Source organism: Streptomyces sp. NPDC002788 (assembly GCF_053592115.1).
This window is the reverse complement of sequence record NZ_JBSFVB010000005.1, coordinates 1-23,702: the sequence shown is the minus strand read 5'-3', so window position 1 is coordinate 23,702 and position 23,702 is coordinate 1. Positions and strand designations below refer to the sequence as shown.

19 protein-coding genes and 2 pseudogenes are annotated in these 23,702 nt (G+C 69.1%); 13 read left to right on the top strand and 8 right to left on the bottom strand.

Annotation, left to right across the window (positions count from 1 at the left end; all coding sequences use genetic code 11):
• Positions 1 to 112: 112 nt before the first annotated feature.
• From ACWD1U_RS11110 to ACWD1U_RS11100, 3 genes are all read left to right on the top strand, one after another.
• Complete coding sequence (locus ACWD1U_RS11110; RefSeq protein ID WP_451106468.1) at positions 113 to 1,957, top strand: DUF4012 domain-containing protein; 1,845 nt, start codon at positions 113 to 115, stop codon at positions 1,955 to 1,957.
• A gap of 399 nt (positions 1,958 to 2,356) precedes the next feature.
• Positions 2,357 to 3,907 carry a polysaccharide biosynthesis tyrosine autokinase gene (locus ACWD1U_RS11105; protein ID WP_451106467.1) on the top strand — a complete coding sequence of 517 codons (1,551 nt, stop codon included), beginning with the start codon at positions 2,357 to 2,359 and terminating at the stop codon, positions 3,905 to 3,907.
• A 133-nt stretch (positions 3,908 to 4,040) separates the two neighbouring features.
• Positions 4,041 to 4,886 carry a glutaminyl-peptide cyclotransferase gene (locus ACWD1U_RS11100; protein WP_451106465.1) on the top strand — a complete coding sequence of 282 codons (846 nt, stop codon included), beginning with the start codon at positions 4,041 to 4,043 and terminating at the stop codon, positions 4,884 to 4,886.
• A gap of 969 nt (positions 4,887 to 5,855) precedes the next feature.
• Here ACWD1U_RS11100 and ACWD1U_RS11095 read toward each other — a convergent pair.
• Both ACWD1U_RS11095 and ACWD1U_RS11090 read right to left on the bottom strand, forming a co-directional pair.
• Positions 5,856 to 6,102: pseudogene (locus ACWD1U_RS11095) on the bottom strand (transposase family protein); the annotation flags it as partial.
• 274 nt (positions 6,103 to 6,376) lie between these two features.
• Positions 6,377 to 6,775 carry a hypothetical protein gene (locus ACWD1U_RS11090; RefSeq protein ID WP_451106464.1) on the bottom strand — a complete coding sequence of 133 codons (399 nt, stop codon included), beginning with the start codon at positions 6,773 to 6,775 and terminating at the stop codon, positions 6,377 to 6,379.
• A gap of 1,186 nt (positions 6,776 to 7,961) precedes the next feature.
• On the opposite strand from ACWD1U_RS11090, the gene ACWD1U_RS11085 reads away from it, so the two are divergent.
• Entirely contained in the window at positions 7,962 to 8,282 is a 321-nt protein-coding gene (locus ACWD1U_RS11085; protein ID WP_451106462.1) for a mobilization protein, read from the top strand.
• Positions 8,283 to 8,814: 532 nt separating this feature from the next.
• Here the strand turns inward: ACWD1U_RS11085 and ychF are convergent.
• Positions 8,815 to 9,903 carry a redox-regulated ATPase YchF gene (ychF, locus tag ACWD1U_RS11080; RefSeq protein ID WP_451106461.1) on the bottom strand — a complete coding sequence of 363 codons (1,089 nt, stop codon included), beginning with the start codon at positions 9,901 to 9,903 and terminating at the stop codon, positions 8,815 to 8,817.
• A gap of 169 nt (positions 9,904 to 10,072) precedes the next feature.
• On the opposite strand from ychF, the gene ACWD1U_RS11075 reads away from it, so the two are divergent.
• Positions 10,073 to 10,651, top strand: coding sequence for a DUF6542 domain-containing protein (locus ACWD1U_RS11075; protein WP_451106459.1), 579 nt, complete (start codon positions 10,073 to 10,075; stop codon positions 10,649 to 10,651).
• A 25-nt stretch (positions 10,652 to 10,676) separates the two neighbouring features.
• Here ACWD1U_RS11075 and ppgK read toward each other — a convergent pair whose 3' ends face one another.
• Both ppgK and ACWD1U_RS11065 read right to left on the bottom strand, forming a co-directional pair.
• Positions 10,677 to 11,423, bottom strand: coding sequence for a polyphosphate--glucose phosphotransferase (ppgK, locus tag ACWD1U_RS11070; protein WP_451106458.1), 747 nt, complete (start codon positions 11,421 to 11,423; stop codon positions 10,677 to 10,679).
• A 68-nt stretch (positions 11,424 to 11,491) separates the two neighbouring features.
• Positions 11,492 to 12,517 (bottom strand): 4-hydroxy-3-methylbut-2-enyl diphosphate reductase, encoded by a 1,026-nt coding sequence (locus ACWD1U_RS11065; protein WP_451106456.1) that lies wholly within the window; start codon positions 12,515 to 12,517, stop codon positions 11,492 to 11,494.
• Between the two features lie 492 nt (positions 12,518 to 13,009).
• On the opposite strand from ACWD1U_RS11065, the gene xseA reads away from it, so the two are divergent.
• From xseA to ACWD1U_RS11050, 3 genes are all read left to right on the top strand, one after another.
• Entirely contained in the window at positions 13,010 to 14,218 is a 1,209-nt protein-coding gene (xseA, locus tag ACWD1U_RS11060) for an exodeoxyribonuclease VII large subunit (RefSeq protein ID WP_451106454.1), read from the top strand.
• A 9-nt stretch (positions 14,219 to 14,227) separates the two neighbouring features.
• Positions 14,228 to 14,473 carry an exodeoxyribonuclease VII small subunit gene (locus ACWD1U_RS11055; RefSeq protein WP_451106452.1) on the top strand — a complete coding sequence of 82 codons (246 nt, stop codon included), beginning with the start codon at positions 14,228 to 14,230 and terminating at the stop codon, positions 14,471 to 14,473.
• 145 nt (positions 14,474 to 14,618) lie between these two features.
• On the top strand, positions 14,619 to 15,209 hold the full coding sequence (locus tag ACWD1U_RS11050; protein ID WP_451106450.1) for a malonic semialdehyde reductase: 591 nt from the start codon (positions 14,619 to 14,621) through the stop codon (positions 15,207 to 15,209).
• A 62-nt stretch (positions 15,210 to 15,271) separates the two neighbouring features.
• Here the strand turns inward: ACWD1U_RS11050 and ACWD1U_RS11045 are convergent, their stop codons facing one another.
• The gene (locus tag ACWD1U_RS11045; protein ID WP_451106449.1) at positions 15,272 to 15,796 is read right to left on the bottom strand and encodes a DUF4245 domain-containing protein; all 525 of its coding nucleotides are present in this window, start codon (positions 15,794 to 15,796) and stop codon (positions 15,272 to 15,274) included.
• Between the two features lie 126 nt (positions 15,797 to 15,922).
• Here ACWD1U_RS11045 and glpX point away from each other — a divergent pair, with 126 nt between their 5' ends.
• A complete protein-coding gene (glpX, locus tag ACWD1U_RS11040) occupies positions 15,923 to 16,957 on the top strand; it encodes a class II fructose-bisphosphatase (protein WP_451106447.1) in 1,035 nt (344 codons plus the stop codon).
• Positions 16,958 to 17,036: 79 nt separating this feature from the next.
• Here the strand turns inward: glpX and ACWD1U_RS11035 are convergent, their stop codons facing one another.
• Positions 17,037 to 17,414, bottom strand: coding sequence for a WhiB family transcriptional regulator (locus ACWD1U_RS11035; protein ID WP_451106445.1), 378 nt, complete (start codon positions 17,412 to 17,414; stop codon positions 17,037 to 17,039).
• 114 nt (positions 17,415 to 17,528) lie between these two features.
• Positions 17,529 to 18,215 carry a DUF1707 SHOCT-like domain-containing protein gene (locus ACWD1U_RS11030; protein WP_451106443.1) on the bottom strand — a complete coding sequence of 229 codons (687 nt, stop codon included), beginning with the start codon at positions 18,213 to 18,215 and terminating at the stop codon, positions 17,529 to 17,531.
• A gap of 166 nt (positions 18,216 to 18,381) precedes the next feature.
• On the opposite strand from ACWD1U_RS11030, the gene ACWD1U_RS11025 reads away from it, so the two are divergent.
• The 4 genes and pseudogenes from ACWD1U_RS11025 to ACWD1U_RS11010 all read left to right on the top strand — a co-directional run.
• Positions 18,382 to 20,052 carry a fumarate hydratase gene (locus ACWD1U_RS11025; protein ID WP_451106441.1) on the top strand — a complete coding sequence of 557 codons (1,671 nt, stop codon included), beginning with the start codon at positions 18,382 to 18,384 and terminating at the stop codon, positions 20,050 to 20,052.
• Between the two features lie 77 nt (positions 20,053 to 20,129).
• Positions 20,130 to 21,533, top strand: a complete 1,404-nt coding sequence (locus tag ACWD1U_RS11020; protein ID WP_451106439.1) for a class II fumarate hydratase — start codon at positions 20,130 to 20,132, stop codon at positions 21,531 to 21,533.
• A gap of 83 nt (positions 21,534 to 21,616) precedes the next feature.
• Positions 21,617 to 22,309 (top strand): cytidylyl-2-hydroxypropylphosphonate hydrolase, encoded by a 693-nt coding sequence (gene fomD, locus ACWD1U_RS11015; protein WP_451106437.1) that lies wholly within the window; start codon positions 21,617 to 21,619, stop codon positions 22,307 to 22,309.
• A 298-nt stretch (positions 22,310 to 22,607) separates the two neighbouring features.
• Positions 22,608 to 23,702: pseudogene (locus ACWD1U_RS11010) on the top strand (serine/threonine protein phosphatase); the annotation flags it as partial.

Here is a 23,702-nt window from a genome sequence, read left to right as displayed (position 1 = left end):
ACAAGACCCACGACCGAGATCAGCCAGGGAGTGACACCAGATGTCCGAACCTCGTCGGGGTGCGTCGCGTGTGCAGGAATCTCCGCCCGGTGCGGAGAGGGCGCGACGGATCTTGCGTCGGTGGAAGCAGCGGGTCCTGCCCGTCGCCATCGTCCGCCGGCTGCGCGACCGTCGTGTCAGGATGCCGCTGTACGCCGCGACCGGACTGCTCCTGGCCGGTGCCGTCTGGATCGCGGTCACCGGAGTGCTCGCCCGCAATGAGCTGCTGGCCGCCCAGCGCAGTCTGGAGACGCTGCGGCGGCAGCACCTCGCGCAGCCCGCGGCGGCCCCGGCCACCGCGGCCGGCCCGCCGACGACGCGGGCCGCGACAGCGCAGGACGCGGTGCGCAGCGCCGCCGGCCACGCCGCCCGGGCGCATCGGCTCACGACCGGACCCGCCTGGTTCCCGGCGGCCCATCTGCCCGTTGTCGGGGGCCCCTTTCGTACCGTACGCGGTATCGCGGAGGCCTCCGACCGGCTGACCCACGACGTGCTCTCCCCGATCGCGCGCACCGTCCCGGAACTCGGTTCCAGCGGGACGGACGACGGCCGACACCTGGATCTCGCCGCGCTGCGCCGTGTGGCTCCCCTTCTCGCACAGGCCTCGCGCAGCGCGTCACAGGCCCGCGCCGATGTCGACGACCTCCCGCACGGCACCTGGCTGCCGGCCGCCGACCGGGCGCGCACCGAACTCGCCCGACAGCTCGATCGGATCGCCCCTCTCACCCACGATGCCGCCGCGGCCGCCCGGTTGATGCCCTCGATGCTCGGAGCGGACGGACCGCGGCGGTATCTGGCGGTGTTCGAGAACACCGCCGAAGCTCGTGGCACGGGCGGGCTCCCCGGAGCCTTCGCGGTGCTCAGGGCGGACCGGGGCCGACTGAGCTTCGAGCACTTCGGGAACGACACGGAGCTGAGCGAGGCGTATGCGGACATCGACCTGGGGGCGGAGTACGAAGGGCTCTACGGCCCCAACGCCCCGACGCGCACCTGGGTGAACTCCAACATGAGCCCGCACTTCCCGTACGCGGCGCGGATCTGGACCGCGGCGTGGCAGCGGCACAGTGGCCAGACCGTGGACGGTGCCTTCGGCCTGGACCCCGGTGCGGTCTCCGGGCTCCTCGCCGCCTCCGGCCCCGCCCGACTGCCCGACGGGAGCGTCGTCGCCGCCCACAACGTCGTGGATCTCAGCGAGCGCTCCAGCTACGCGCTCCACCCGAACTTCAGGCAGCGCAAGGCGTACTTCCTCGACGTGGCGCGTGCTGTGGCCATCCGGCTGCTCGGCGCCTCGGCCGACCCCGCGCGCCGAGCCGACCTCTTCTCGGCACTGCACCGGCAGCTGGGCGAGGGACGGATCAAGGTGTGGAGTGCCCATCCCGCGGAGCAGCGCGAACTCCTGGCGCGGTCGTTCGGCGGGGCGCTGCCCGAAGGATCCGCTCCGCTGGCCGGACTGGTCGTCAACAATGCGGCGGGTACGAAGCTCGACTACTACCTCGACCGCCGACTCGTGTGGGCACCGGGCCGGTGCGTCGGCGGCCGACGCGAGGTCACCGTGACCGTCCGCCTGACCAACCGGGCTCCGGTGCGGGGACTCCCGCCGTACGTCGTCCAGCGGGTGGACGCCCCCCGCTATGACACCCGGCCGGGTGACAACCGCCTGTTGGTGTCCTACTACGCCAGTGCGGAGGCCACCCTGTCCGGTGCCACCCTGGACGGCCGCCCCACTCAAGTCGGCCACGGCGCCGAGCGGGGGCATCCGGTCTTCACCCTCGATGTCGAGCTGCCCGCTCGCGGCACGCGCACCCTCGTACTCCACTTGCTGGAGCGGCCCTGGGACCGGCCTCCCTTCGTGCTGCGTCAGCCGCTGGTGCATCCCCTGCGGGCCACGGTGCTCCCGAACGGTCCGTGCGTCGGCTGATCTCCCTCCCCGGCGGCATGGATGCCGACGCTGTGCCGGACATCCAGGCTCCCGTACCGCTTCGTGAAATCGGCCGGACGGGAGCCGACCGATGGCGGCCGCGACCGCCTCCATCCGGTACTGGGAGCAACACCGAACACCGCGAGGCGGACGTACGACCGTCCCCGTGCGGACCGGCCCGACCCCCCGTCGCCGTCGGCACGCCACAACGTGACCGACGGAACCCCGTGCGTTCGGTGACGGGTGAGCGGTCACCGAACGCGCATGCGAAGGATGGCTGCACACGGCTCCGGCCACCTCAGCGGAAGGCCATCACTCCTGCACGTTTTTACCAGATATCGCGGATATGATCACTAAGTTAGTGAATGCCCTATATAGCTGCCTACTTGCACACCTGGGATGGATACCTTGGATCTGTCCGACTACCTTCGATTCCTGGTCAGGCGTTGGCGCACCATCGCGGCGCTGGGCCTGCTGGGAACAGCGGTCGGCGCTTTCGTCACCAACGCCACCACACCGCAGTACCGGGCCACCTCGACGCTCTTCGTGTCTCTTCAGGACTGGGACGACACGGTCAAGCTCAATCAGGGCAACTCCTTCGCCCAGGCGCGCGTCCGCTCCTACGCGGAAGTGGTCACCAGCCCCTACGTGACCAAGTCGGTCACCAAGGTTCTGCGCCTGGACATGACGCCCTCAGAACTGGCCCGAAAGATCACTACGGAGGTACCCCTCGAAACGGTACTTCTCAAGATCACCGTCACGGACACACATCCGTCCCGGGCGGCCCGGATCAGCAACGCGATCGCCCACCGCTTCGCCGAGATCATCGCCGAGATCGAGCGACCGGACGGCGCCCGGCTCTCTCCCGTCCGGCTGAGCATCACCGAGCCCGCCAACAGACCGAACGCGCCGGCTTCCCCGAACCCGGTGCTCAACCTCGCGCTCGGGCTCGTGGCCGGCCTGACCCTCGGCACCGGCCTGGCGGTCGCGCGGGAGTCGCTGGACACCTCGGTGCGCAGCCGCAGCGACCTGACCCGGTGTCTCGCCGACACCGGTGGACCGGCCGTACTCGGCAGCGTCGTCCTCGACCAGAGTGTTTCCCGGCAACCGGTGGCGACGGACGACGACCCGTTCGGCCGGCGGGCGGAAGACTTCAGACGCCTGCGCACCAGCCTCCGGTTCGTCGACATCGACGCTCCGCCCAAGGTCATTGCGGTCACCAGCGCGGTGCCCGGCGAGGGGAAGACGAGCATCTCGGTCAACCTGGCGTCCGCCCTGGCCGAGTTCGGCTCCTCGGTCTGCCTCGTCGACGCGGACCTGCGGCGCCCCAGCGTGGCCCGTACGCTCGGCCTCGTACAGGACGCGGGACTGACCACCGTGATGATCGGCCAGGCGAACGCCGAGGACGTGATGCAGTCGGCGGGCTCCTTCTCGGTGATGGCCAGCGGGGTGCTGCCGCCGAACCCGGCGGAGATGCTGGGCTCAGCGCAGTTCCGCACCGTGGTGCGCTCGCTCGCCGACAGGTTCGACCACGTGGTGATCGACACCGCGCCGGTACTCCCGGTGGCGGACACACCGGCGATGGCCTCGGCGGTCGACGGCTACCTGCTGGTGGCCCGGTACGCGAAGAGCACCCGGGGCCAGCTCACCGACGCCGTGCGCACCCTGCAAGACATCGGCACGACGCTGCTCGGCAGCGTCCTCAACATGATGCCCGCCAAGCGCGACAGCGAGCAGTACGGCTACGGGTACGAGTACCGGCCCAGGACCTCGGGACGCCGAGACTGGCTCCGGCTCCCGCTCCGACTCCGACTCCGACTCCGGCTCCCGCTCCGGCTCCCGCTCCGCCGCGGCAGGCCGGCGACGATCGGTGCCTTCCCCGCGCCGACCGCGCCGACGGGGAAGGACACCGCCTCGGCGGCTGCCAAGGACGGCGGCGAGCATCACTGATCGAACGGGGAACGCCACGGACGCCGAGGACCGTACGGCCGACCCGGGTGTCGGCGTCCGGCAGGGGTCTCGCCGCCACCCCGGCGTCCACTGGCGCCGGGGTTTCGGAGCGGCGGTTCGCGTCTCCCGGCCGATGGCCTGGTCCGCGCGGATGCGTGCGCTCCTGGCGCTCCGGGCCCTCGCGGCCGCGGCCCTGGCGGGCGCGATACTGCTGACCTCGTGTGAGGCCGACGGCCGCTCACCGGCGCCGACGCGGCCCACTGCCAGGTCCGCCGCGGGGCGGGTCGAGCAACTCGGGGTCAGGATCCTCGAGGTCCTGCCCCATGACCCGAAGGCCTACACGCAGGGCCTCGAGATGGCCGGGCGGACACTCTACGAGGGGACCGGCATGGCCGGCGAGTCGTCGATCCGTCTGGGCCCGCCCGGCCGGCCTCCCACCGTCCGTGCCGACCTGCCGGCACCGCTGTTCGGGGAGGGGATCACCGTCGTCGGACCCACGCTGTGGCAGTTGACCTGGCGGAACCACATCGCGATCGAACGGGACACCGGAACCCTGGCCGAGCTGCGTCGTCTCCCCTACGCGCAGGAGGGCTGGGGAGTATGCCACCAGCCGGGACGCGGGCGGCTGGTCACCAGTGACGGTTCCGCCCGGCTGACCTTCCGGGACCCGCGGACGCTGGCCCCGACCGGTGAACTCCTCGTCACCCTCCACGGCCGTCCGGTGCCGCGGCTCAACGAGCTGGAATGCGTGGGCGACAGTGTGTACGCCAATGTCTGGCCCACCCACCGGATCGTGCGCGTCGACGCCGGCACCGGCGCGGTGACCGCTCAGATCGATGCCTCAGGTCTGTTGACCTCGAAGGAGCAGCAGCACGCCGAGGTGCTGAACGGCATCGCCGCCGTCCCCGGCACCGATGAGTTCCTGCTCACGGGCAAATGGTGGCCGAAGATGTTCCGAGTGGTCTTCGTCGCCAGGTGATCCGGTCCCCGGTCCGGTCGGCAGGGACGCGCGGACGGGCCGGTGCCGAGCCGCGGTCCTGCCGGCGCCCTGGTGATCAGCGCTTGACCCCCGGGCGGCGAGCGTCTCGCCACCGATCGGCCAGCTGTCGGTGGCGATCTCCTGTACGGTCACCCACACGCTCTCCGGCTTGCTGCCGGTGGCCTTCACTTACGCGTCGGTCAGCCACGCCCGCCTCGCGCCCGCACCTCCTCGCGTGCGCTGCTCGACCGAGCTGACCGGTGGCACCCAGCACCGAGCGGTCGACGTGTGGAATGCACACGTTGAAGCGGAACGTTCAGCACAACGCCCCACCGGCGAAACCGTCCATCTGGCTGCCCGTATCCAGCACCGATCCAGCACCGTCGGGACTCATCCAGCACATCCAGCACGTCACGCTGCGGAAGCAGACCCCTGCAAGTCTGTCACCACCGGCCGCATGGCGTTCTGCATGACGTCTCGACGACGATCCCACGCCTCGGGGACCAGGTGGCCGTAAATGTCCACAGTCGTCTTGATCGACCGTTTCGCACCGGCCCCGTGGTGACCGCGTCCTGGCGATGACCGCCCAACTGTATGCAGACGACGGCAGCGGTGACTCATAGTGTCAGCAGGTATTCGCAGGGGAATCCCTGGATCACCTATCGAGGTTTTTGAGAATTGAGGCAGAGGCTTGGGGAATGCCACGGGTGGGGCGAAAGGGCCACCCCCGGCACCAGGTTTAGATCAAAGCGAGTTCACCGAACACACGCTAGCGACCAAAGATCATCGTCCATGCGACCGCTGCCACCAGAATTGCGAACCCCATCACACATCCGATGGCCGATGCCCGTTCGGACCTCTGTCGACGCTCTGGGTCTTCAGCCACATCTCCCCCTGCCCGGTCTTCAGCCACATCTCCCCCTGCCCCGTATGCTGCGGAACAGTTGCCGAGTCCCAACCCGCCAAACCTAGCCGGTAGGCCGCCGACTTCGAGATGCCAACGAACGGGGCGAGCTGGCGCAGTGTCAGGTTGGTGCGCCAGTACGCCGCCCAGCAACCCCCGGTCTTCCAGGGGCAGTCCCCACGGCCGGCCCCGCCGCATCGGATCCGCACCCTCGCGGCGCAGCGCGGTCATCAACTTCCCGAAATTGCGCGGGCTCAACCCGGAGAAAGGGGCTGTCCAGGACGGCTCCGACGCCGTGATCACACCAGTCACGCCAAGACCATTCCACTTGGCGGCCGACCGAGGCGGAGATCGTTTACGGGGCAAGCCTTAGGAGATTACGATTCGCTGAAACCGTATCCGCAATCCCATTCGTGCCGGATGGACTTCTCGTACAGGAATACGGCGATTTCGATCTTCTTGCCTTCCGGCACATTCTGTCGCTCAATGCCTTCCGGCCTGTTATCACAGAAGTCCGAGGACCCATCCATGTCCCTGATGGACGCGGAGCCGCCAGGCCACTTGAAGATAGCCTTAACTCTGTGGCTTACTCGGTGAACCACTCTGATTTTACGGAGGGTACACCAGCAGCATGGCTGTCAAGGAGCATGTAAACCTGCCATCTGCCGACGTCGTAGTCGCTGATCTTGCCGCAGCCAGCGTCTCCGCCATCACTGACGGACCGGACCTTCTTGACATTCATCGTTACGGGGTCCCTCTCGTACACAGAGCCAGTGACACCCGCGCCATCCGCTTTGGTGTCACAGACCTCGAAAACGTCACCATCGTCGTGGAAGGCCATGTCGCCTCGCCCAGCGGAAAGGGATATCACCTTATTGTCCCACTGAACTTCCACATCATCCGCGGCCCAGGCTGGCGTAGATCCAGCGTAGACCAAGGCGAGGGATGCGCCGACAACTGCAATCCGGGTGAACGATTTGACCATAGCCGTTCCTTTCTTGTTTCAGTGATGAGTACGCGCTTTAGCTGGGCGCATCTGAGTTAACATCAGTGGAGAGGCTTTTGATCACGCCGAACCTGACTCAGAGTTGCAGGCCCACTTCTTCTTGGATCCCGACTCGTAAAGGCACGCCGTAACCACGTACCCGGTTCGCTCCGGTATCTGCACTACCTTTATATTCCCGGGCTTGTTATCGCAGAAATCGGACGATCCATCAGAGTCTACGATTTCCGCACCGTGAGGGCCGTTATCGTTCCACGTCACTATGGCGATGACGCTGTGGCCATCCGTCTCTGTATCGCAGGCCCGAAGTCTTTCCGGGCTCGAGTTGCCATACAAGATCGCCTTTCCTCCAATAATGCTGCCCCCATCGGCTGTGTAGGCAACGGTCGTGTTTCCGGCGGCTTGCGCACTACCGGAGGCGAGCATCATTGCGGTGGGCATGGCAATTGCCACAGTTACAAGATGGCGCATGCGCAGCTTGCGAAACATTTTTCTCCCCATTGGGTCATTGAGTCATCGGATCTCACGGAACACCAAACCGTTGGATCTCGCTATACGCAGGAATCCCCTATTCGTGGCGCGCGAATCCTGTCGTCGCACAGACATGCAATGCGATGGACAATTCCCGGCGGTGATCAGGACTGTATACCGGGAGTTCATTCTCGACCAGCGTTTTCGGCACTTCGCCGGTCAAGCCTCGCTTACCGGCAGCGACTCTCTGATGTATTCGCGGTTATCTAAGAATGGGATTAAGGGGGCAATACGGGTGACGGAGTGAGAGATTCCGCTCACGCTCCGTATGGGATGTGAAGCGCGTCACGTTCTTTCGGTGCGGTATCTTGGTTGCATTCGCCTCATTTTCCAGCGAAGTTGCCCATTTGTGGTGTTACAGGCATTGAATCAACCCCCGAAAGATGCGGTTTATCACCAATCCGTTTGCGATTGGTCTATATATCGTATTTTTCGAACGCATGCTGGGAAGAGGAGGGTGAACGACTCTGCTCGCCTTGCGGCGGCTTCTTCCTCGGCTGACCACTCGTGAGGTATCTCCAGCAGATCAGACTGCAGGCCAACGAGAGGAAGGCGTCGTGGAGTTCGAGGCGTCGTTCCCACCGGATGGCGAGGCGTTTGGACTGGTGGAGCAGGGCGAAGGTTCCAGGGACGCGACGTGCACCTGACCGAGGCCGAGCGGCAGGCCGCCCAGTGCGATCTGTCCGTCGCCGGGTTCCTCGCCCGCTCCGCGCTCGCCGCCGCCCGCGACCTCAACCGCACCAGCGCCGAGATCGCCGACGAACGCGAAGTCATCACAGCCCTGTTCGACAGCCGACGTCGGCTCGGCTGGGCCGGCAGCAATCTCAACCAGGCAGTCAAGGCGCTCAACTCCGGTGCAGACGTTCCTCAACTCGAAGCGGCCGTCGCCGCCGTACGGCGTGCCGCCGACACCGCCCACGAAGCCGCCACACAGCTGATCGAGCACCACGGCTCATGATCCCCAGTGTCAACCCGTTCAGGGCGGTCGCAGTGAACTTGCCGGCGATCGATCCGTTCATCGCCCGTCGGACGTATGCATCGTCGCGCAGCTTGAACAGCAGCCGATCCGTTCGCCGGCACGTTTCGGTGTACGACGGGAAGAAGGCACGGATGTCCAGTTGACCCGGCAGTGGCAGACTACTTACCGGGCCTCGGCCGTGAAACAGCTCATAGAAGATCAACAACGTCGGGCGGGGCGAGATTTGTTTCAGTAACGGCCGTCAAGCCTGTGAAGAATGTGTGCTGACCGGCCGAGCGACCGGGTCAGCGAACCTCGGCGCGCACACACACGCCCCTGCGTGCCCAGCGATGCGCAGGCATCAGCACGAATCCAGCACGGTACAGATATGAGGGGTGATGACAGATGGCGAGAGGTCAGAAAATCCAGCACCCATCCAGCACGGTAAAAAATCAAGGGTCTGACCCCGAAGAGTCAGACCCCTTGTGACCTGAATGTTTGTCAGATCAGCGAAGTGGTGCTACGTCACCCGCTAGACATTGAACCGGAACTCCACCACATCCCCGTCCTGCATCACATACTCCTTGCCCTCCATGCGCGCCTTGCCCTTGGCGCGGGCCTCCGCGACCGAGCCGGTCTCCACCAGGTCGTCGAAGGAGATGACCTCCGCCTTGATGAAGCCCTTCTGGAAGTCCGTGTGGATGACACCGGCCGCCTCGGGGGCCGTGGCGCCCTTCTTGATGGTCCAGGCGCGGGATTCCTTGGGGCCTGCCGTGAGGTAGGTCTGCAGCCCGAGGGTGCGGAAGCCGACGTGGGCCAGGGTGGCCAGGCCCGGCTCCTCCTGGCCGACGGACTGGAGGAGTTCCAGGGCCTCGTCCTCGTCGAGTTCGGCGAGGTCCGCCTCCAGCTTGGCGTTGAGGAAGATCGCCTCGGCGGGGGCGACCAGGGCCCGCTGCTCGTTCTTGAAGTCCTCGTCGGTCAGCTCGTCCTCGTCGACGTTGAAGACGTAGAGGAAGGGCTTGGTCGTGAGCAGGTGCAGGTCGTGGAGGAGTTCCGCGCGCTCGCTGCCCTGGACGATGCCGTGCGCGAAGAGCGTGTCGCCCTTCTCGAGGATCTCCTTGGCCTCCTCGACGGCCTTCACCTTCGGCGCGATGTCCTTCTTGATCCGCGACTCCTTCTGCAGGCGCGGCAGGACCTTCTCGATGGTCTGGAGGTCCGCGAGGATCAGCTCGGTGTTGATCGTCTCGATGTCGTCCTTGGGTGAGACCTTGCCGTCCACGTGCACGACGTTCTCGTCCTTGAAGGCGCGGATGACCTGGCAGATCGCGTCGGACTCGCGGATGTTCGCGAGGAACTTGTTGCCGAGGCCCTCGCCCTCGCTCGCGCCGCGCACGATGCCCGCGATGTCGACGAAGTCGACGGTCGCCGGGAGGACCCGCTGCGAGTTGAAGATCTCCGCCAGCTTCGTCAGCCGGGCGTCGGGGACGCCGACCACGCCGACGTTGGGCTCGATCGTGGCGAACGGGTAGTTGGCCGCCAGCACGTCGTTCTTGGTCAGGGCGTTGAACAGGGTCGACTTGCCGACATTCGGCAGACCGACGATTCCGATCGTGAGCGACACGTTGCGACTTCCCGTGAGTGGAGAGGGCCAGGGGGCCAGGGGACCGGCCGATCCACCAGTCTACGGCGTGCCCGGAACCGCCCCGGCGACGTATCGAACGCTTGGCCAAGCTCGATCCACGGCGTGTCTGACGGCCTATTCGGCATATTGAACGACCTAAGTTGGTGCAGTGGAGCAATACAGGACGCGATCTGCCCAGTACGGAACGCGACGTGACCGGCCGAGGCCACCCCTGCCGCCGCAGGTGAAGCGGGGCGTGGGCGCCGGTCCCGCGCGCATGGCCCGGCCGCCGGGGCCACAGCGCCGTCCGGCGCCGGTACGGCGGCCCGCGCCGGCACCGGCACCGGGGCGGATGCCGAACCCGCGGCTGACCGGGCTGGGCAGCGGGTTGTTCTGCGCAGGGGTGATGTTCCTGCTCGGCATGGTCTGCGCGGTCCTGTTCGGAACGTCCTTGACGGCGTACGGCGTGCTGTTCCTGCCGGTGTGCGCGCTGACCGCCCTCTGGGTGCGCCGGGCGGACCTGATGACCGCGCCGGTGGTCGTGCCGATCGCGTTCGCCGTGGGGTTGCTGCCGGTGGCCGACGGCGACGGCGGGACCGCCGGCAAGCTGATGGGGCTGGTGACGGCTCTCGCCACGCAGGCCGGGTGGCTGTACGGCGGGACCCTGATCGCCGGGCTGATCGTGATCGTCCGGCGGATCCGGCTGGTGCGCCGGCGACGGGCGGCCGGGGCCCGTCCGCCGGTGTGACACCCGGCCTCCAGGCCCGGTCGGCCTAGCGGCCCGCCGCCCGCATCGCCGCCCCCACGATCCCCGCGTTGTTCTGCAGTTGCGCCGGGACGATCTCCGCCTTGATGCCCTCGATGTGGGGCAGGAACTTGTGGGCCTTGCGGCTGACACCGCCGCCGATGATGAACAGCTCCGGCGAGAACAGCATCTCGACATGGGCGAGGTACTTGCGCACGCGGTGCGCGGCCCAGTGCTCCCACGTCATGTCGTGGTCCTCACGGGCCTTGCTGGAGGCCCGCTTCTCCGCGTCGTGCCCGTCCAGCTCCAGGTGGCCCAGCTCGGTGTTGGGCACGAGGACGCCGTCGACGAACACCGCGCTGCCGATGCCCGTACCGAGGGTCAGCAGGATCACCGTGCCCCGGCGGTGTCGGCCGGCGCCGAAGTTCATCTCGGCGACGCCCGCCGCGTCCGCGTCGTTCACCACCGTCACCGGGAGGCCGCCCAGCCGCTCGCCGAGCAGCGCACGCGCGTCGGTGTCGATCCAGCTGTCGTCGACGTTCGCCGCCGTACGGATCGTCGCTCCGTCGGTGACCACGCCCGGGAACGTGACCCCGACCGGCCCCCTCCAGCCGAAGTGGTCGACGACCTGCTTGACGCCGTCGGCCACTGAGTCGGGCGTGGCCGGGTGCGGGGTGAGCACCTTGTGACGCTCCTGCGCCAGGTCGCCCTTGTCCAGGTCCACCGGGGCACCCTTGATCCCGGATCCGCCGATGTCCACACCGAAGATCTGCATGGCCCTACGTTACGACGTACGACTGACGGTCACAGGCCGGACGGCGGTCGCCGCCCGGCCCTTCCCGATCACTCCCCGGAATTTTCACCGGCCCCGACGCCGCCGCGCTCGGCGACCAGCGCGGCCGCCTCCTCGCGCAGGTCGCGGCGCAGCTCCTTGGGCAAGGAGAAGGTGATGGACTCCTCGGCCGCCTTGACGATCTCGACGTCCTCGAAGCCGCGCTGCGAGAGCCACTCCAGGACCTGCTCGACCAGCACTTCCGGCACGGAGGCGCCCGAGGTGACTCCGACGGTGGAGACGCCCTCCAGCCAGGCCTCGTCGATCTCGTCGGCGAAGTCCACGAGGTAGGCCGCGCGGGCTCCGGCGATCTTGGCGACCTCGACGAGGCGCTTGGAGTTGGAGGAGTTGCGGGAGCCGACCACGATGACCAGGTCCGACTCGGCGCCCATCTGCTTCACGGCCAGCTGGCGGTTCTGCGTGGCGTAGCAGATGTCGTCGCTGGGCGGGGAGATGAGCTGTGGGAACTTCTCCTTCAGGGCGTCGACGGTCTCCATGGTCTCGTCGACGGACAGCGTGGTCTGGGAGAGCCAGACGACCTTGGACGGGTCGCGGACCTCGACCTTCTGGACATCGCCAGGGCCGTCGACCAGCTGGATGTGGTCGGGGGCCTCGCCGGAGGTGCCGATGACCTCCTCGTGGCCCTCGTGGCCGATGAGGAGGATGTCGTAGTCCTCGCCCGCGAAACGGACGGCTTCCTTGTGGACCTTGGTGACCAGCGGGCAGGTGGCGTCGATGGTGGCGAGGCGGCCGCGCTCGGCCTCCTGGTGGACGACGGGGGCCACGCCGTGCGCCGAGAACATCACGATGTTGCCGGGGGGGACCTCCTCCGTCCGCTCGACGAAGATCGCGCCCTTCTTCTCCAGGGTCTGCACGACGTACTTGTTGTGGACGATCTCGTGCCGGACGTAGACGGGAGCGCCGTACTGCTCCAGCGCTTTCTCGACGGCGATCACGGCGCGGTCCACACCCGCGCAGTAGCCACGGGGGGCGGCGAGCAGGACACGGCGGCCAGGCGAAGCAGACATGCGTCCCATCGTAAGGCCGCGTTCGGCGGGTCGAAGATCGCGTCCGTGTGGAGTCCCCGGGAAGACTGGACGAACGGGCCCGGCGAGTGACGAAGGCGGAGACGGAGCCACGACGGCGTTCACCGCCTTCGGCTACGCCCAGAGGGTCCGGGTTGCCCCCAAGGTGGCTCGGGGTTCGCCTACGCGCGTGTGGGGCTCGGCGAGGGGCCGGATTCGTGGCGGGCCGGATGGCGGTGCCGGGCGACGCGTTCGCGGTGCGCCGCCGGGGCGGGCCCGCGAGCTGGTGGCGCCATGCTGATCCCGGTGGTGGGAGCGGCGATCACGGTCGCGGTCATCGTGGAGGCCTCGGACACCGCGCAGGGGGGACGGTGTGGCCGGCTCTCGGGTCGGTGGTGCCGTCGGTGCGGGGGGCTGGGGCCCGTGTCGCCGTCGCCATGACCGCGCCGGTGTGTGCCGGGCGGCTGATCGGCGATGTCAGTGGGGGCCACTACGCTCGCGGGCATGGCTGTGAACACGACTCCGGAATCCCCGCTGCCCGTCGGTGAGGTGTCGCGGCTCATCGGGGGGTGGATCGACCGGCTCGGGGCGGTGTGGGTCGAGGGGCAGATCACGCAGTTGTCGCGGCGGCCGGGCGCCGGTGTGGTGTTCCTGACGCTGCGGGACCCGTCGTACGACATCTCCGTCGGTGTCACCTGCTACCGGCAGGTGTTCGACGCCGTGGCGGACGTGGTGAGCGAGGGCGCCCGGGTCGTCGTCCTCGCGAAGCCCGAGTGGTACGCCCCGCGCGGCCAGCTGTCGCTGCGGGCCGCCGAGATACGGCCCGTGGGCGTCGGTGAGCTGCTCGCCCGGCTGGAGCAGTTGAAGAAGTCCCTCGCGCGGGAGGGCCTGTTCGCACCGGAGCGCAAGAAGCCGCTGCCCTTCCTGCCGCAGCTGATCGGGCTGGTCTGCGGGCGGGCCTCGGCCGCCGAGCGGGACGTGCTGGAGAACGCCCGGCACCGCTGGCCCGCGGTGCGCTTCGAGGTGCGCAACGTCCCTGTGCAGGGCGTGCACGCCGTGCCCCAGGTCGTGCAGGCCGTGAAGGAGCTCGACGCGCTCGACGAGGTGGACGTGATCATCGTCGCCCGGGGCGGCGGCAGCGTGGAGGACCTGCTGCCGTTCTCGGACGAGCAGCTGATCCGGACGGTCGCGCAGTGCCGGACGCCCGTGGTGTCGGCCATCGGCCACGAGCCGGACAACCCACTGCTGGACCACGTCGCCGACCTGCGCGCCTCCACCCCGACCGACGCCGCCAAGAAGGTCGTGCCGGACGTCGGCGAGGAGTACGAGCGGGTGCGCCTGCTGCGGGACCGGGCGCGGCGGTGCGTGGCGGCACTGATCGAGCGTGAGGAGCGCGGGCTGGCCCACGCGCTGGCCCGGCCGTCGATGGAGGACCCGCACCGGATGATCGACGAGCGCTCGGACCAGGTCGCGGACCTGCTCGACCGTGTCCGGCGCTGTCTGCGGCACCAGCTCGACCGGGCGGACTCGGAGCTGGCGCACACGCACGCGCGCGTGGTGGCCCTCTCCCCCGCCGCGACCCTGAAGCGCGGGTACGCCGTGTTGCAGAGGGCGGACGGGCACGCGGTCCGCGACCCCGGTGAGGTGGAGGCCGGGGAGGCCCTGCGCGCGCGGGTCTCCGAGGGTGAGTTCTCCGTACGAGTGGACACATAGGGTGGGTGGATGACCAGCGAGGTTGATGAGACGCCGGGCGTGACCGAGACGCTCGGGTACGAGCAGGCGCGGGACGAGCTGATCGAGGTCGTCCGCCGTCTGGAAGCGGGCGGTACGACGCTGGAGGAGTCCCTGGCGCTCTGGGAGCGGGGCGAGGAGCTGGCCGGGGTGTGCCGGCGCTGGCTGGAGGGGGCGCGGGCGCGGCTGGACGCGGCGCTGGCGGAGGAGGCCGCGGAGGAAGAGGACGCCGAGTAGCGGGGCGGGTCCGCGGAGAGACGCGGTGTGAAGTGAATCACCACACCCCAGATTTGGTTGAACGTTGAACTTCACTCGCGTACCGTCCCAGACGTCAGCCGGTCCGGCTCCCCGGACCCGACGTACACCCCGAGAAGGTTTCTCCATGTCTCTCGTTCTTGACCCCGCCGCCCAGGACCTGCTCTTCCGCGAGGCCCGCACCGCCAACGCCTTCACCGACGAGCCCGTGACCGACGAGCAGGTGCAGGCGATCTACGACCTGGTCAAGTACGGCCCGACCGCCTTCAACCAGACCCCCCTGCGCATCACCCTGGTCCGCTCCCCCGAGGCCCGCGAGCGCCTGGTCGCGCACATGGCCGAGGGCAACCAGGCCAAGACGGCGAGCGCCCCGCTGGTCGCGATCCTCTCCGCGGACAACGAGTTCCACGAGGAGTTGCCGCACCTGTTCCCGGCGTTCCCGCAGGCCAAGGACGTCTTCTTCGCCGAGCGCCCCGCGCGTGAGAGCGCCGCCGCCATGAACGCCGCCCTCCAGGCCGCGTACTTCATCGTCGGCGTCCGCGCCGCCGGTCTCGCCGCCGGCCCGATGACCGGTTTCGACTTCGAGGGCGTGCGCAAGGAATTCCTGGACGCCGACCACACCCCGCTGATGGTCGTCAACATCGGCCGTCCGGGCCCGGACGCGTGGTACCCGCGCTCCCCGCGTCTGGAGTTCGACCAGGTCGTCACGACGGTCTGACACCCGCGCACGAGCAAGGCCCCCGGCACCCGCCGGGGGCCTTCGCCGTGCACGCGGGCGCTCTACTTCGTCCGCAGCGCCTCCGCCATCTTCGTGAGCTGGGTGAACGGCGCCGTGCCCGTCACGACCGTCGTCGAGCCCTTGGTGCCCTCGAGGACCAGCGCGTCGTACCGGCCGCCCTCGTAGCGGGTCCAGGTTTTGCCGTCGATCGTCTGGGTCTTCCCGGTCTCCCGCGCGCCCTGCGTCGCCTCGTCGAGGAAGACGGGGCGCCGCTGAGTGGACTGCTCGACCGCCACGTACTCCCCCTCGGGATCGAGGAAGCCGAGGTGCCAGGCCTCGAAGTCGTCGCCCTGGTAGCGGACGGAGGTGGCCTTCCACGTGTCGGGCAGGCCCTGGGGCGCGGCGACGGGGTACGAGGCGGCGCGGCGCGCCGTGAGCAGTTCGACCCGGTAGTCGACGCGCTTGACGTCGGGTGCGCTGTCGTCGTGCGGGATGAAGAGGTATATGACGCCCGCGACCAGGACGATGACCCCCATCGAGAGGATCATGTCCCGCACCGTCTTCTGCTTGCCGTTCGTGCCTGCCACGCCCTCTATCGTCGCAGGTCTCCGGTGCGCTCATCCGTGGGGGCCTCTGCTCATTTTGCTGGCTCGGCGATAGAGTCGGCGACAAAGCCCTCATCCGGCCGTCGTCGTACAGAAAGGTGCGCTCCGATGACCGAGCATCATCACTTGCCGTCCGAACTCGATGTGCCCTCCGAGGCCCCCGACCGCAACCTCGCCCTGGAACTGGTCCGCGTGACCGAGGCGGCGGCGATGGCCGCGGGCCGCTGGGTCGGACGCGGCGACAAGAACGGCGCCGACGGTGCCGCGGTGCGCGCCATGCGCACCCTCGTCTCCACCGTCTCGATGAACGGCGTCGTCGTCATCGGCGAGGGCGAGAAGGACGAAGCCCCGATGCTGTTCAACGGGGAGCGCGTGGGCGACGGGACCGGGCCCGAGTGCGACATCGCCGTCGACCCGATCGACGGCACGACGCTGACCGCGAAGGGCATGACGAACGCCATCGCGGTGCTGGCCGCCGCCGAGCGCGGGTCGATGTTCGACCCGTCCGCCGTCTTCTACATGGACAAGCTGGTCACCGGGCCCGAGGCGGCCGACTACGTCGACATCGACGCGCCGGTGGCGGTGAACATCCGGCGGGTCGCCAAGGCGAAGCGGTCCACGCCGGAGGACGTGACCGTGGTGATCCTGGACCGCCCGCGGCACGAGGGCATCATCAACGAGATCCGGGACACCGGGGCGCGCATCAAGCTGATCTCCGACGGTGACGTGGCCGGCTCGATCCTGGCCCTGCGGGAGGGCACCGGGGTCGATCTGCTGCTCGGCATCGGGGGTACGCCCGAGGGCATCATCTCGGCCTGTGCGGTGAAGTGCCTGGGCGGCACGATCCAGGGCAAGCTGTGGCCCAAGGACGACGAGGAGCGGCAGCGGGCGATCGACGCGGGGCATGATCTCGACCGCGTTCTGACGACCGAGGACCTGGTCACCGGGGAGAACGTGTTCTTCGTGGCGACGGGGATCACGGACGGGGAGTTGCTGCGGGGGGTCCGGTACCGGGCCGAGACCGCGACGACCGACTCGATCGTGATGCGGTCGCGGTCGGGGACGGTGCGCAGGATCGACTCCGAGCACCGCCTGAGCAAGCTGCGGGCCTACAGCGCGATCGACTTCGACAAGGGCAAGTAGCGCACAGCGGCGGGCAAGACCGTTCGCGGAAAGGGCGTCCCCGGTGCGGTGGGGACGCCCTCTTTCGTGCCGCGTGTGGTCAGCCCGCTGCCGCTATGGGGTTCGTCGCCCGGGCCGTCTTCTTCAGTTCCATGTCGCGACGGCGGCGCCGGGCCAGGACCACGCGGCGTTCCGCTGCAGTGAGGCCGCCCCAGACGCCGTAGGGCTCGGGCTGGAGCAGGGCGTGCTCGCGGCATTCGACCATGACCGGGCAGCGGGCACAGACCCGCTTCGCCGCCTCCTCCCGGGACAGCCGGGCGGCGGTGGGCTCTTTGGAGGGGGCGAAGAACAGCCCGGCCTCGTCGCGCCGGCACACCGCCTCGGTGTGCCACGGGGCGTCCTGGTCCCTGTCTCGCGCTGGCACCCGCGGGGCCGGAACGGCAGCTACCTGCACGGACGAATGCGGCGGTTGCAGCACGGTCTACTCCTGACGACGGCTTCGCGAGCGAGAGACGATGCAGCAAGGCCTACCCGCTGTGCGCGCGCCTATGCACTGAGTTCCGAACCGCCGGTTTCGGTGGATTCGCGAGTGTCAATGACCCAGGTGTTTGCGCAAACCCTTGTCGACCTTGCGCTGCACCCGGTCCAGGATGTCCGCGACGAGTTTGCCGCGCCTGGGCCGGGCCTCGACGCTGCCCAGGACAGCCCAGCCGTCGACGTAGACGATGGGGGCCTCCGGATCGCCCGAGTCGAGGGTGTCCACCTCGAAGCTGCCGAGGACGCCGCCGCCCATGCCGCGCAGCGACACGTTCTCCGGGACGCGGATGTCGACGCTGCCGAAGATCGCGAACGACTTGACGACGACCTGCTGGTGGTCGAAGAGCGCCTCGCTGAGGTCGATCTCGACACTGCCGAAGATCGCGTAGGCGTGGATCCGGCGGCCCGCGCGCCAGCGGCCCTTGCGTACGGCGCCGCTGAGGACCGCGACCACGTTGTCGTCGGGGTCGATCGGGATGGCGCCGGCCGTGGGGCGGTGCGGGGCCGGGGCGTGCGCGTGACCGGGGCCCCGGCGATGGGCCGCGGGCAGGTCCCGTATGAAGACCTCCAGTTCGCCGACCGTCTTGGCGCGCAGCACCCCCTCGACGCGCTCGGCGTGCTCGTCCGCGGTGAGGCGGCCCTCGGCCAGGGCGTCGTGCAGGATGTCGACGATGCGGTCGCGCTCGGCGTCGGAGGCGCGGAGATCGAAGACGGCGGGCGCGGTCTGCTTCTGAAGGTCCACGGCAGCAGCGTACCCACTCACGATAGATCGCGACACCCCCGGGTCGCCTCCGACTGTGACGAACTGAGCCTTACCTCACAAGCTCGCTGTCGGCGGCAGGTTCTACGCTGGTGGGCGCTCGCCGACGGAGGCGGGCCGCCGTCCGTCGAGTGAGGAATGGGCTGAGATGCCTGAGTTCGCGTACACCGATCTGCTCCCCCAGGGAGAGGACACCACCCCCTACCGACTGGTGACCTCCGAGGGTGTCTCCACGGTCGAGGGGCCGGACGGACGGACCTTCCTCCAGGTGGAGCCGGAGGCGCTGCGCAGGCTCGCCGAGGAGGCCATCCACGACATCCAGCACTACCTGCGCCCGGCCCACCTCGCGCAGCTGCGCCGCATCATCGACGACCCCGAAGCGTCGAGCAACGACAAGTTCGTGGCGCTGGACCTGCTGAAGAACGCGAACATCGCGGCGGCGGGCGTCCTGCCCATGTGCCAGGACACGGGCACGGCGATCGTGATGGGCAAGCGCGGGCAGAACGTGCTGACGGAAGGCCGCGACGAGGAGGCCCTGAGCCGCGGCGTCTACGACGCGTACAAGAACCTGAACCTGCGTTACTCGCAGATGGCTCCGCTCACCATGTGGGAGGAGAAGAACACCGGTTCCAACCTCCCCGCGCAGATCGAGCTGTACGCGACCGACGGCGGCGCCTACAAGTTCCTGTTCATGGCGAAGGGCGGCGGCTCGGCCAACAAGTCGTTCCTCTACCAGGAGACGAAGGCCGTCCTGAACGAGGCCTCCATGATGAAGTTCCTGGAGGAGAAGATCCGTTCGCTGGGCACGGCGGCCTGCCCGCCGTACCACCTGGCGATCGTGGTCGGCGGTACGAGCGCCGAGTACGCGCTGAAGACGGCGAAGTACGCCTCCGCGCACTACCTGGACGAGATCCCGGCCGAGGGGTCGCAGCTCGGGCACGGCTTCCGGGACCAGGAGCTGGAGCAGAAGGTCTTCGAGCTGACGCAGAGGATCGGGATCGGGGCGCAGTTCGGCGGCAAGTACTTCTGCCACGACGTGCGCGTGGTGCGGTTGCCGCGGCACGGCGCGTCCTGCCCGGTCGCCATCGCGGTGTCCTGCTCCGCCGACCGCCAGGCCGTCGCGAAGATCACCGCCGAGGGCGTCTTCCTGGAGCAGCTGGAGAGGGACCCGGCGCGGTTCCTGCCGGAGACGACGGACGAGCATCTGGACGAGTCCGGTGACGTCGTGAAGATCGACCTGAACCAGCCGATGGACGACATCCTCGCCGAGCTGACGAAGTACCCGGTCAAGACCCGGCTCTCGCTCACCGGCCCGCTGGTCGTGGCCCGTGACATCGCGCACGCCAAGATCAAGGAGCGGCTGGACGCGGGCGAGGAGATGCCGCAGTACCTGAAGGACCACCCGGTGTACTACGCGGGCCCGGCGAAGACGCCCGAGGGGTACGCTTCCGGCTCCTTCGGCCCGACCACGGCCGGCCGGATGGACTCCTACGTGGAGCAGTTCCAGGCCGCGGGCGGTTCCAAGGTGATGCTGGCCAAGGGCAACCGCAGCAAGCAGGTCACGGACGCGTGCAACGCCCACGGCGGCTTCTACCTCGGCTCCATCGGCGGCCCGGCCGCCCGCCTCGCCCAGGACTGCATCAAGAAGGTCGAGGTCGTCGAGTACGAGGAGCTCGGCATGGAGGCCGTCTGGAAGATCGAGGTCGAGGACTTCCCGGCGTTCATCGTGGTCGACGACAAGGGCAACGACTTCTTCCAGGACCCGGCGCCGGCGCCTACGTTCACGTCCATTCCGGTACGCGGTCCCGGACTCGCCTGACGAGGGCGGTGATGATTCGCCTCCACGGGGAACAGTGGTCGCGGCGCGGACGCTGTGACACGTGGAGGTGATCGTCGATGACCGACGAGCAGGACAGGACCGAGTACCGCACCGAGCACGACTCCATGGGCGAGGTGCGGGTGCCCGCCCACGCCAAGTGGCGTGCCCAGACCCAGCGTGCCGTGGAGAACTTCCCGGTCTCCGGGCAGCGCATCGAGCGCGCGCACATCGAGGCGCTGGCCCGGATCAAGGGGGCGGCGGCCAAGGTCAACGCCGAGCTGGGAGTTCTGGACAAGGACATCGCGGGGGCGATCCAGGAGGCGGCCGGGGAGGTCGCCGAGGGGCAGTGGGACGAGCACTTCCCGGTCGACGTGTTCCAGACCGGGTCCGGGACCTCGTCCAACATGAACACCAACGAGGTCGTCGCCACCCTGGCCAGTGAGCGGCTCGGGCGGCCCGTTCACCCCAACGACCACGTGAACGCCTCCCAGTCGTCCAACGACGTCTTCCCCTCCTCGATCCACATCGCCGCCACCGCCGCCGTGACGCGCGACCTCGTCCCGGCCCTGGACCATCTCGCCGCCTCCCTGGAGCGCAAGGCCGAGGAGTTCGCCGACGTCGTGAAGTCGGGGCGGACCCACCTCATGGACGCCACTCCCGTGACGCTGGGGCAGGAGTTCGGCGGGTACGCCGCCCAGGTGCGGTACGGGATCGAGCGGCTGGAGGCCTCCCTCCCCCGCCTTGCCGAACTGCCCCTCGGCGGTACGGCCGTCGGCACCGGCATCAACACCCCGCCCGGCTTCTCGGCCGCCGTGATCGAGGAGGTCGCCCGTACGACCGGGCTGCCCCTGACCGAGGCCCGGAACCACTTCGAGGCACAGGGCGCCCGGGACGGCATCGTCGAGACCAGCGGGCAGCTGCGGACCATCGCGGTCGGGCTGACGAAGATCGCCAACGACCTGCGCTGGATGTCCTCCGGGCCGCGCACCGGCCTCGCCGAGATCGCCCTGCCCGACCTCCAGCCCGGCTCCTCGATCATGCCGGGCAAGGTGAATCCGGTCATTCCCGAGGCCGTGCTGATGGTCGCCGCGCAGGTCGTGGGCAACGACGCCACCGTCGCGACCGCGGGCGCCGCCGGGAATTTCGAGCTCAATGTGATGCTGCCCGTCATCGCGAAGAACGTGCTGGAGTCGATCCGGCTGCTCGCGAACGTCTCGCGGCTGCTCGCCGACCGCACCGTCGACGGCATCACCGCCGACCGCGAGCGGGCGCGGGAGTACGCCGAGTCCTCCCCCTCCGTCGTCACGCCGCTCAACAAGTACATCGGCTACGAGGAGGCCGCGAAGGTCGCCAAGAAGGCGCTGGCCGAGCGGAAGACGATCCGTCAGGTCGTCCTGGACGGCGGGTACGTGGAGCGCGGCGACCTGACCCAGGAGCAGCTCGACGAGGCGCTGGATGTCCTGCGGATGACACACCCGTGACGATGCGCCGCACATGTACGCCCGGCGCGTGAACCGTGACACGCGCCGCAGCGTCGTATGCCTACGGCACCTAATATCTGTGCATGGCGGACGGTGAAGCGATGAGACGCGTGGAAACGGGTGGTGCGGCGGGCTTCTGGGTGCCCGGGAGCGGGATCCTGTGGCGGTACCGGGAGAACGGCGGCACACACCCTCACATCGCGCGTCCCGTCACCGTCGTCCGGGACGACGCGGACCTGCTCGCCGTGTGGCTGGCGCCCGGCACCGAGTGCGTGAAGCCTGTGCTCGCCGACGGTACCCCCGTGCACCTGGAGCCGCTGGAATCGCGCTACACCAAGCCCCGGACCGTGCAGCGGGACCGGTGGTTCGGGACGGGTGTGCTGAAACTGGCCCGGCCCGGGGAGCCCTGGTCGGTGTGGCTGTTCTGGGAGCCGGGGTGGCAGTTCAAGAACTGGTACGTGAACCTGGAGGAGCCGCTGGTCCGTTGGGCGGGCGGCGTCGACTCCGAGGACCATTTTCTGGACATCTCCGTGCACCCGGACCGCAGTTGGCACTGGCGCGACGAGGACGAGTTCGCGCAGGCCCGGCGGGACGGCCTGATGGACGACCAGCAGGCCGAAAGGGTACGGGCGGCGGGGCGGGCCGCGGTGGCGGTGATCCGCGCCTGGGGGCCGCCGTTCTCGGAGGGCTGGCAGCACTGGCGCCCGGATCCGTCCTGGACGGTACCGTCACTGCCGGAGGACTGGGACCGCACTCCCGCGCAAGTGTCCTCATGAGACCCTTGATGCGCCCCCGGGCAAGAAACGTAGGATCGTCCTCCGCAAGGGCGCGCGGCGGCAACTACCGGAGCACGCGCTGAGCTTGACCGATCGTCACCGAGGGGCGGCAGGACGTGAGCGAGGGGTACGAGGGCAACACCGGCTGGGCCTGGTTCACAGGCCCCGGGGGCTGCGGGCCCGCCGGTGCCACAGGAACGACCTCAGACCACGCGGGAATTCCGTTCCTGGGGCATGTATTCCGGGTATCTGAGTTTCGGCGGGACCGACTGCGCGCGCGGCGCGCAGCCCCGGACGGATGGATTCGACACGCGTGACGGAGCAGCCGACCTCCTTCGAACGCCCCCAGCCGGGCGTCGACCCCGCGGACCCACGCGGGGCGCTCGTGCACACCCCGACACCGGCGCGTTCGCCCGGCGCGGGCACGTTACCGCCACAGGGCCGCCCCGGCGGCGACGTCACCGTTCCGGTCACGACCGCACACACCACCCCGGGCACGTCGGAGCCGGGCACCTCCACGACGTTCGGCAAGGGCAAGGACACCGTGAGCGACCCCGCCTCCGAGCACTCCCAGTCGGGTGCCGAGCAGACCGCCGAACGCGAGGCCCCCCGGCCGCGGCCCGCCCCCGAGGGCATCCCGGTCCAGCCGGCCGACGAACAGGACCGGCCACTGCCGAACACCGATGCGCAGGAGCGCCGCGGCGGCCAGAGCCTGCCGCCCGGCCGCCCCACGCCGATGCGGCGGGACGGCGACCGGCTCAGGTTCGTCGGGGCGGCCACCCGGCGGATCGCCCGCGGTATCGATCTCGACGAAATCGTGATGGGGCTGTGCCGGGCCACCGTGCCCACCTTCTCCGACGCGATCCTGGTCTATCTGCGCGACCCGCTGCCCGTCGGCGACGAGCGGCCCACCGGCCCGCTGGTGCTGCGGCTGCGCCGCACCGACCGGATTCCGGCGGAGCGCGACACCGAGAACGGCTTCCTGCCTGCCGCGCAGCCCGAGCCGAACGAGCTGGACACCGTGGGCGCCGAGCTGTGCGAGGTGCGGCCCGGCAGCGCGCTCGCCGAGGTCCTGCGGGGCGTGCGCCCGGTGTTCACCGACGCCCCCGCGGCCCGCGCCGCGCTGCCGGAGCTGCTCGGTGAGGGCGGCGAGTTCGCCGTACCGGACGGGCAGCGCGCGATCCTCGCGCCGCTGCGCGGCCGGCGCCGGGTGATCGGTGCCGCGCTGTTCCTGCGCCGGCCCGAGCGCAACGCCTTCGAGCAGGACGACCTGCTGGTGGCCGCCCAGCTCGCCACGCACAGCGCCCTCGGCATCGACAAGGCCGTGCTGTACGGACGCGAGGCCTACATCGCGGACGAGTTGCAGCGCACCATGCTGCCCGAGACGCTGCCC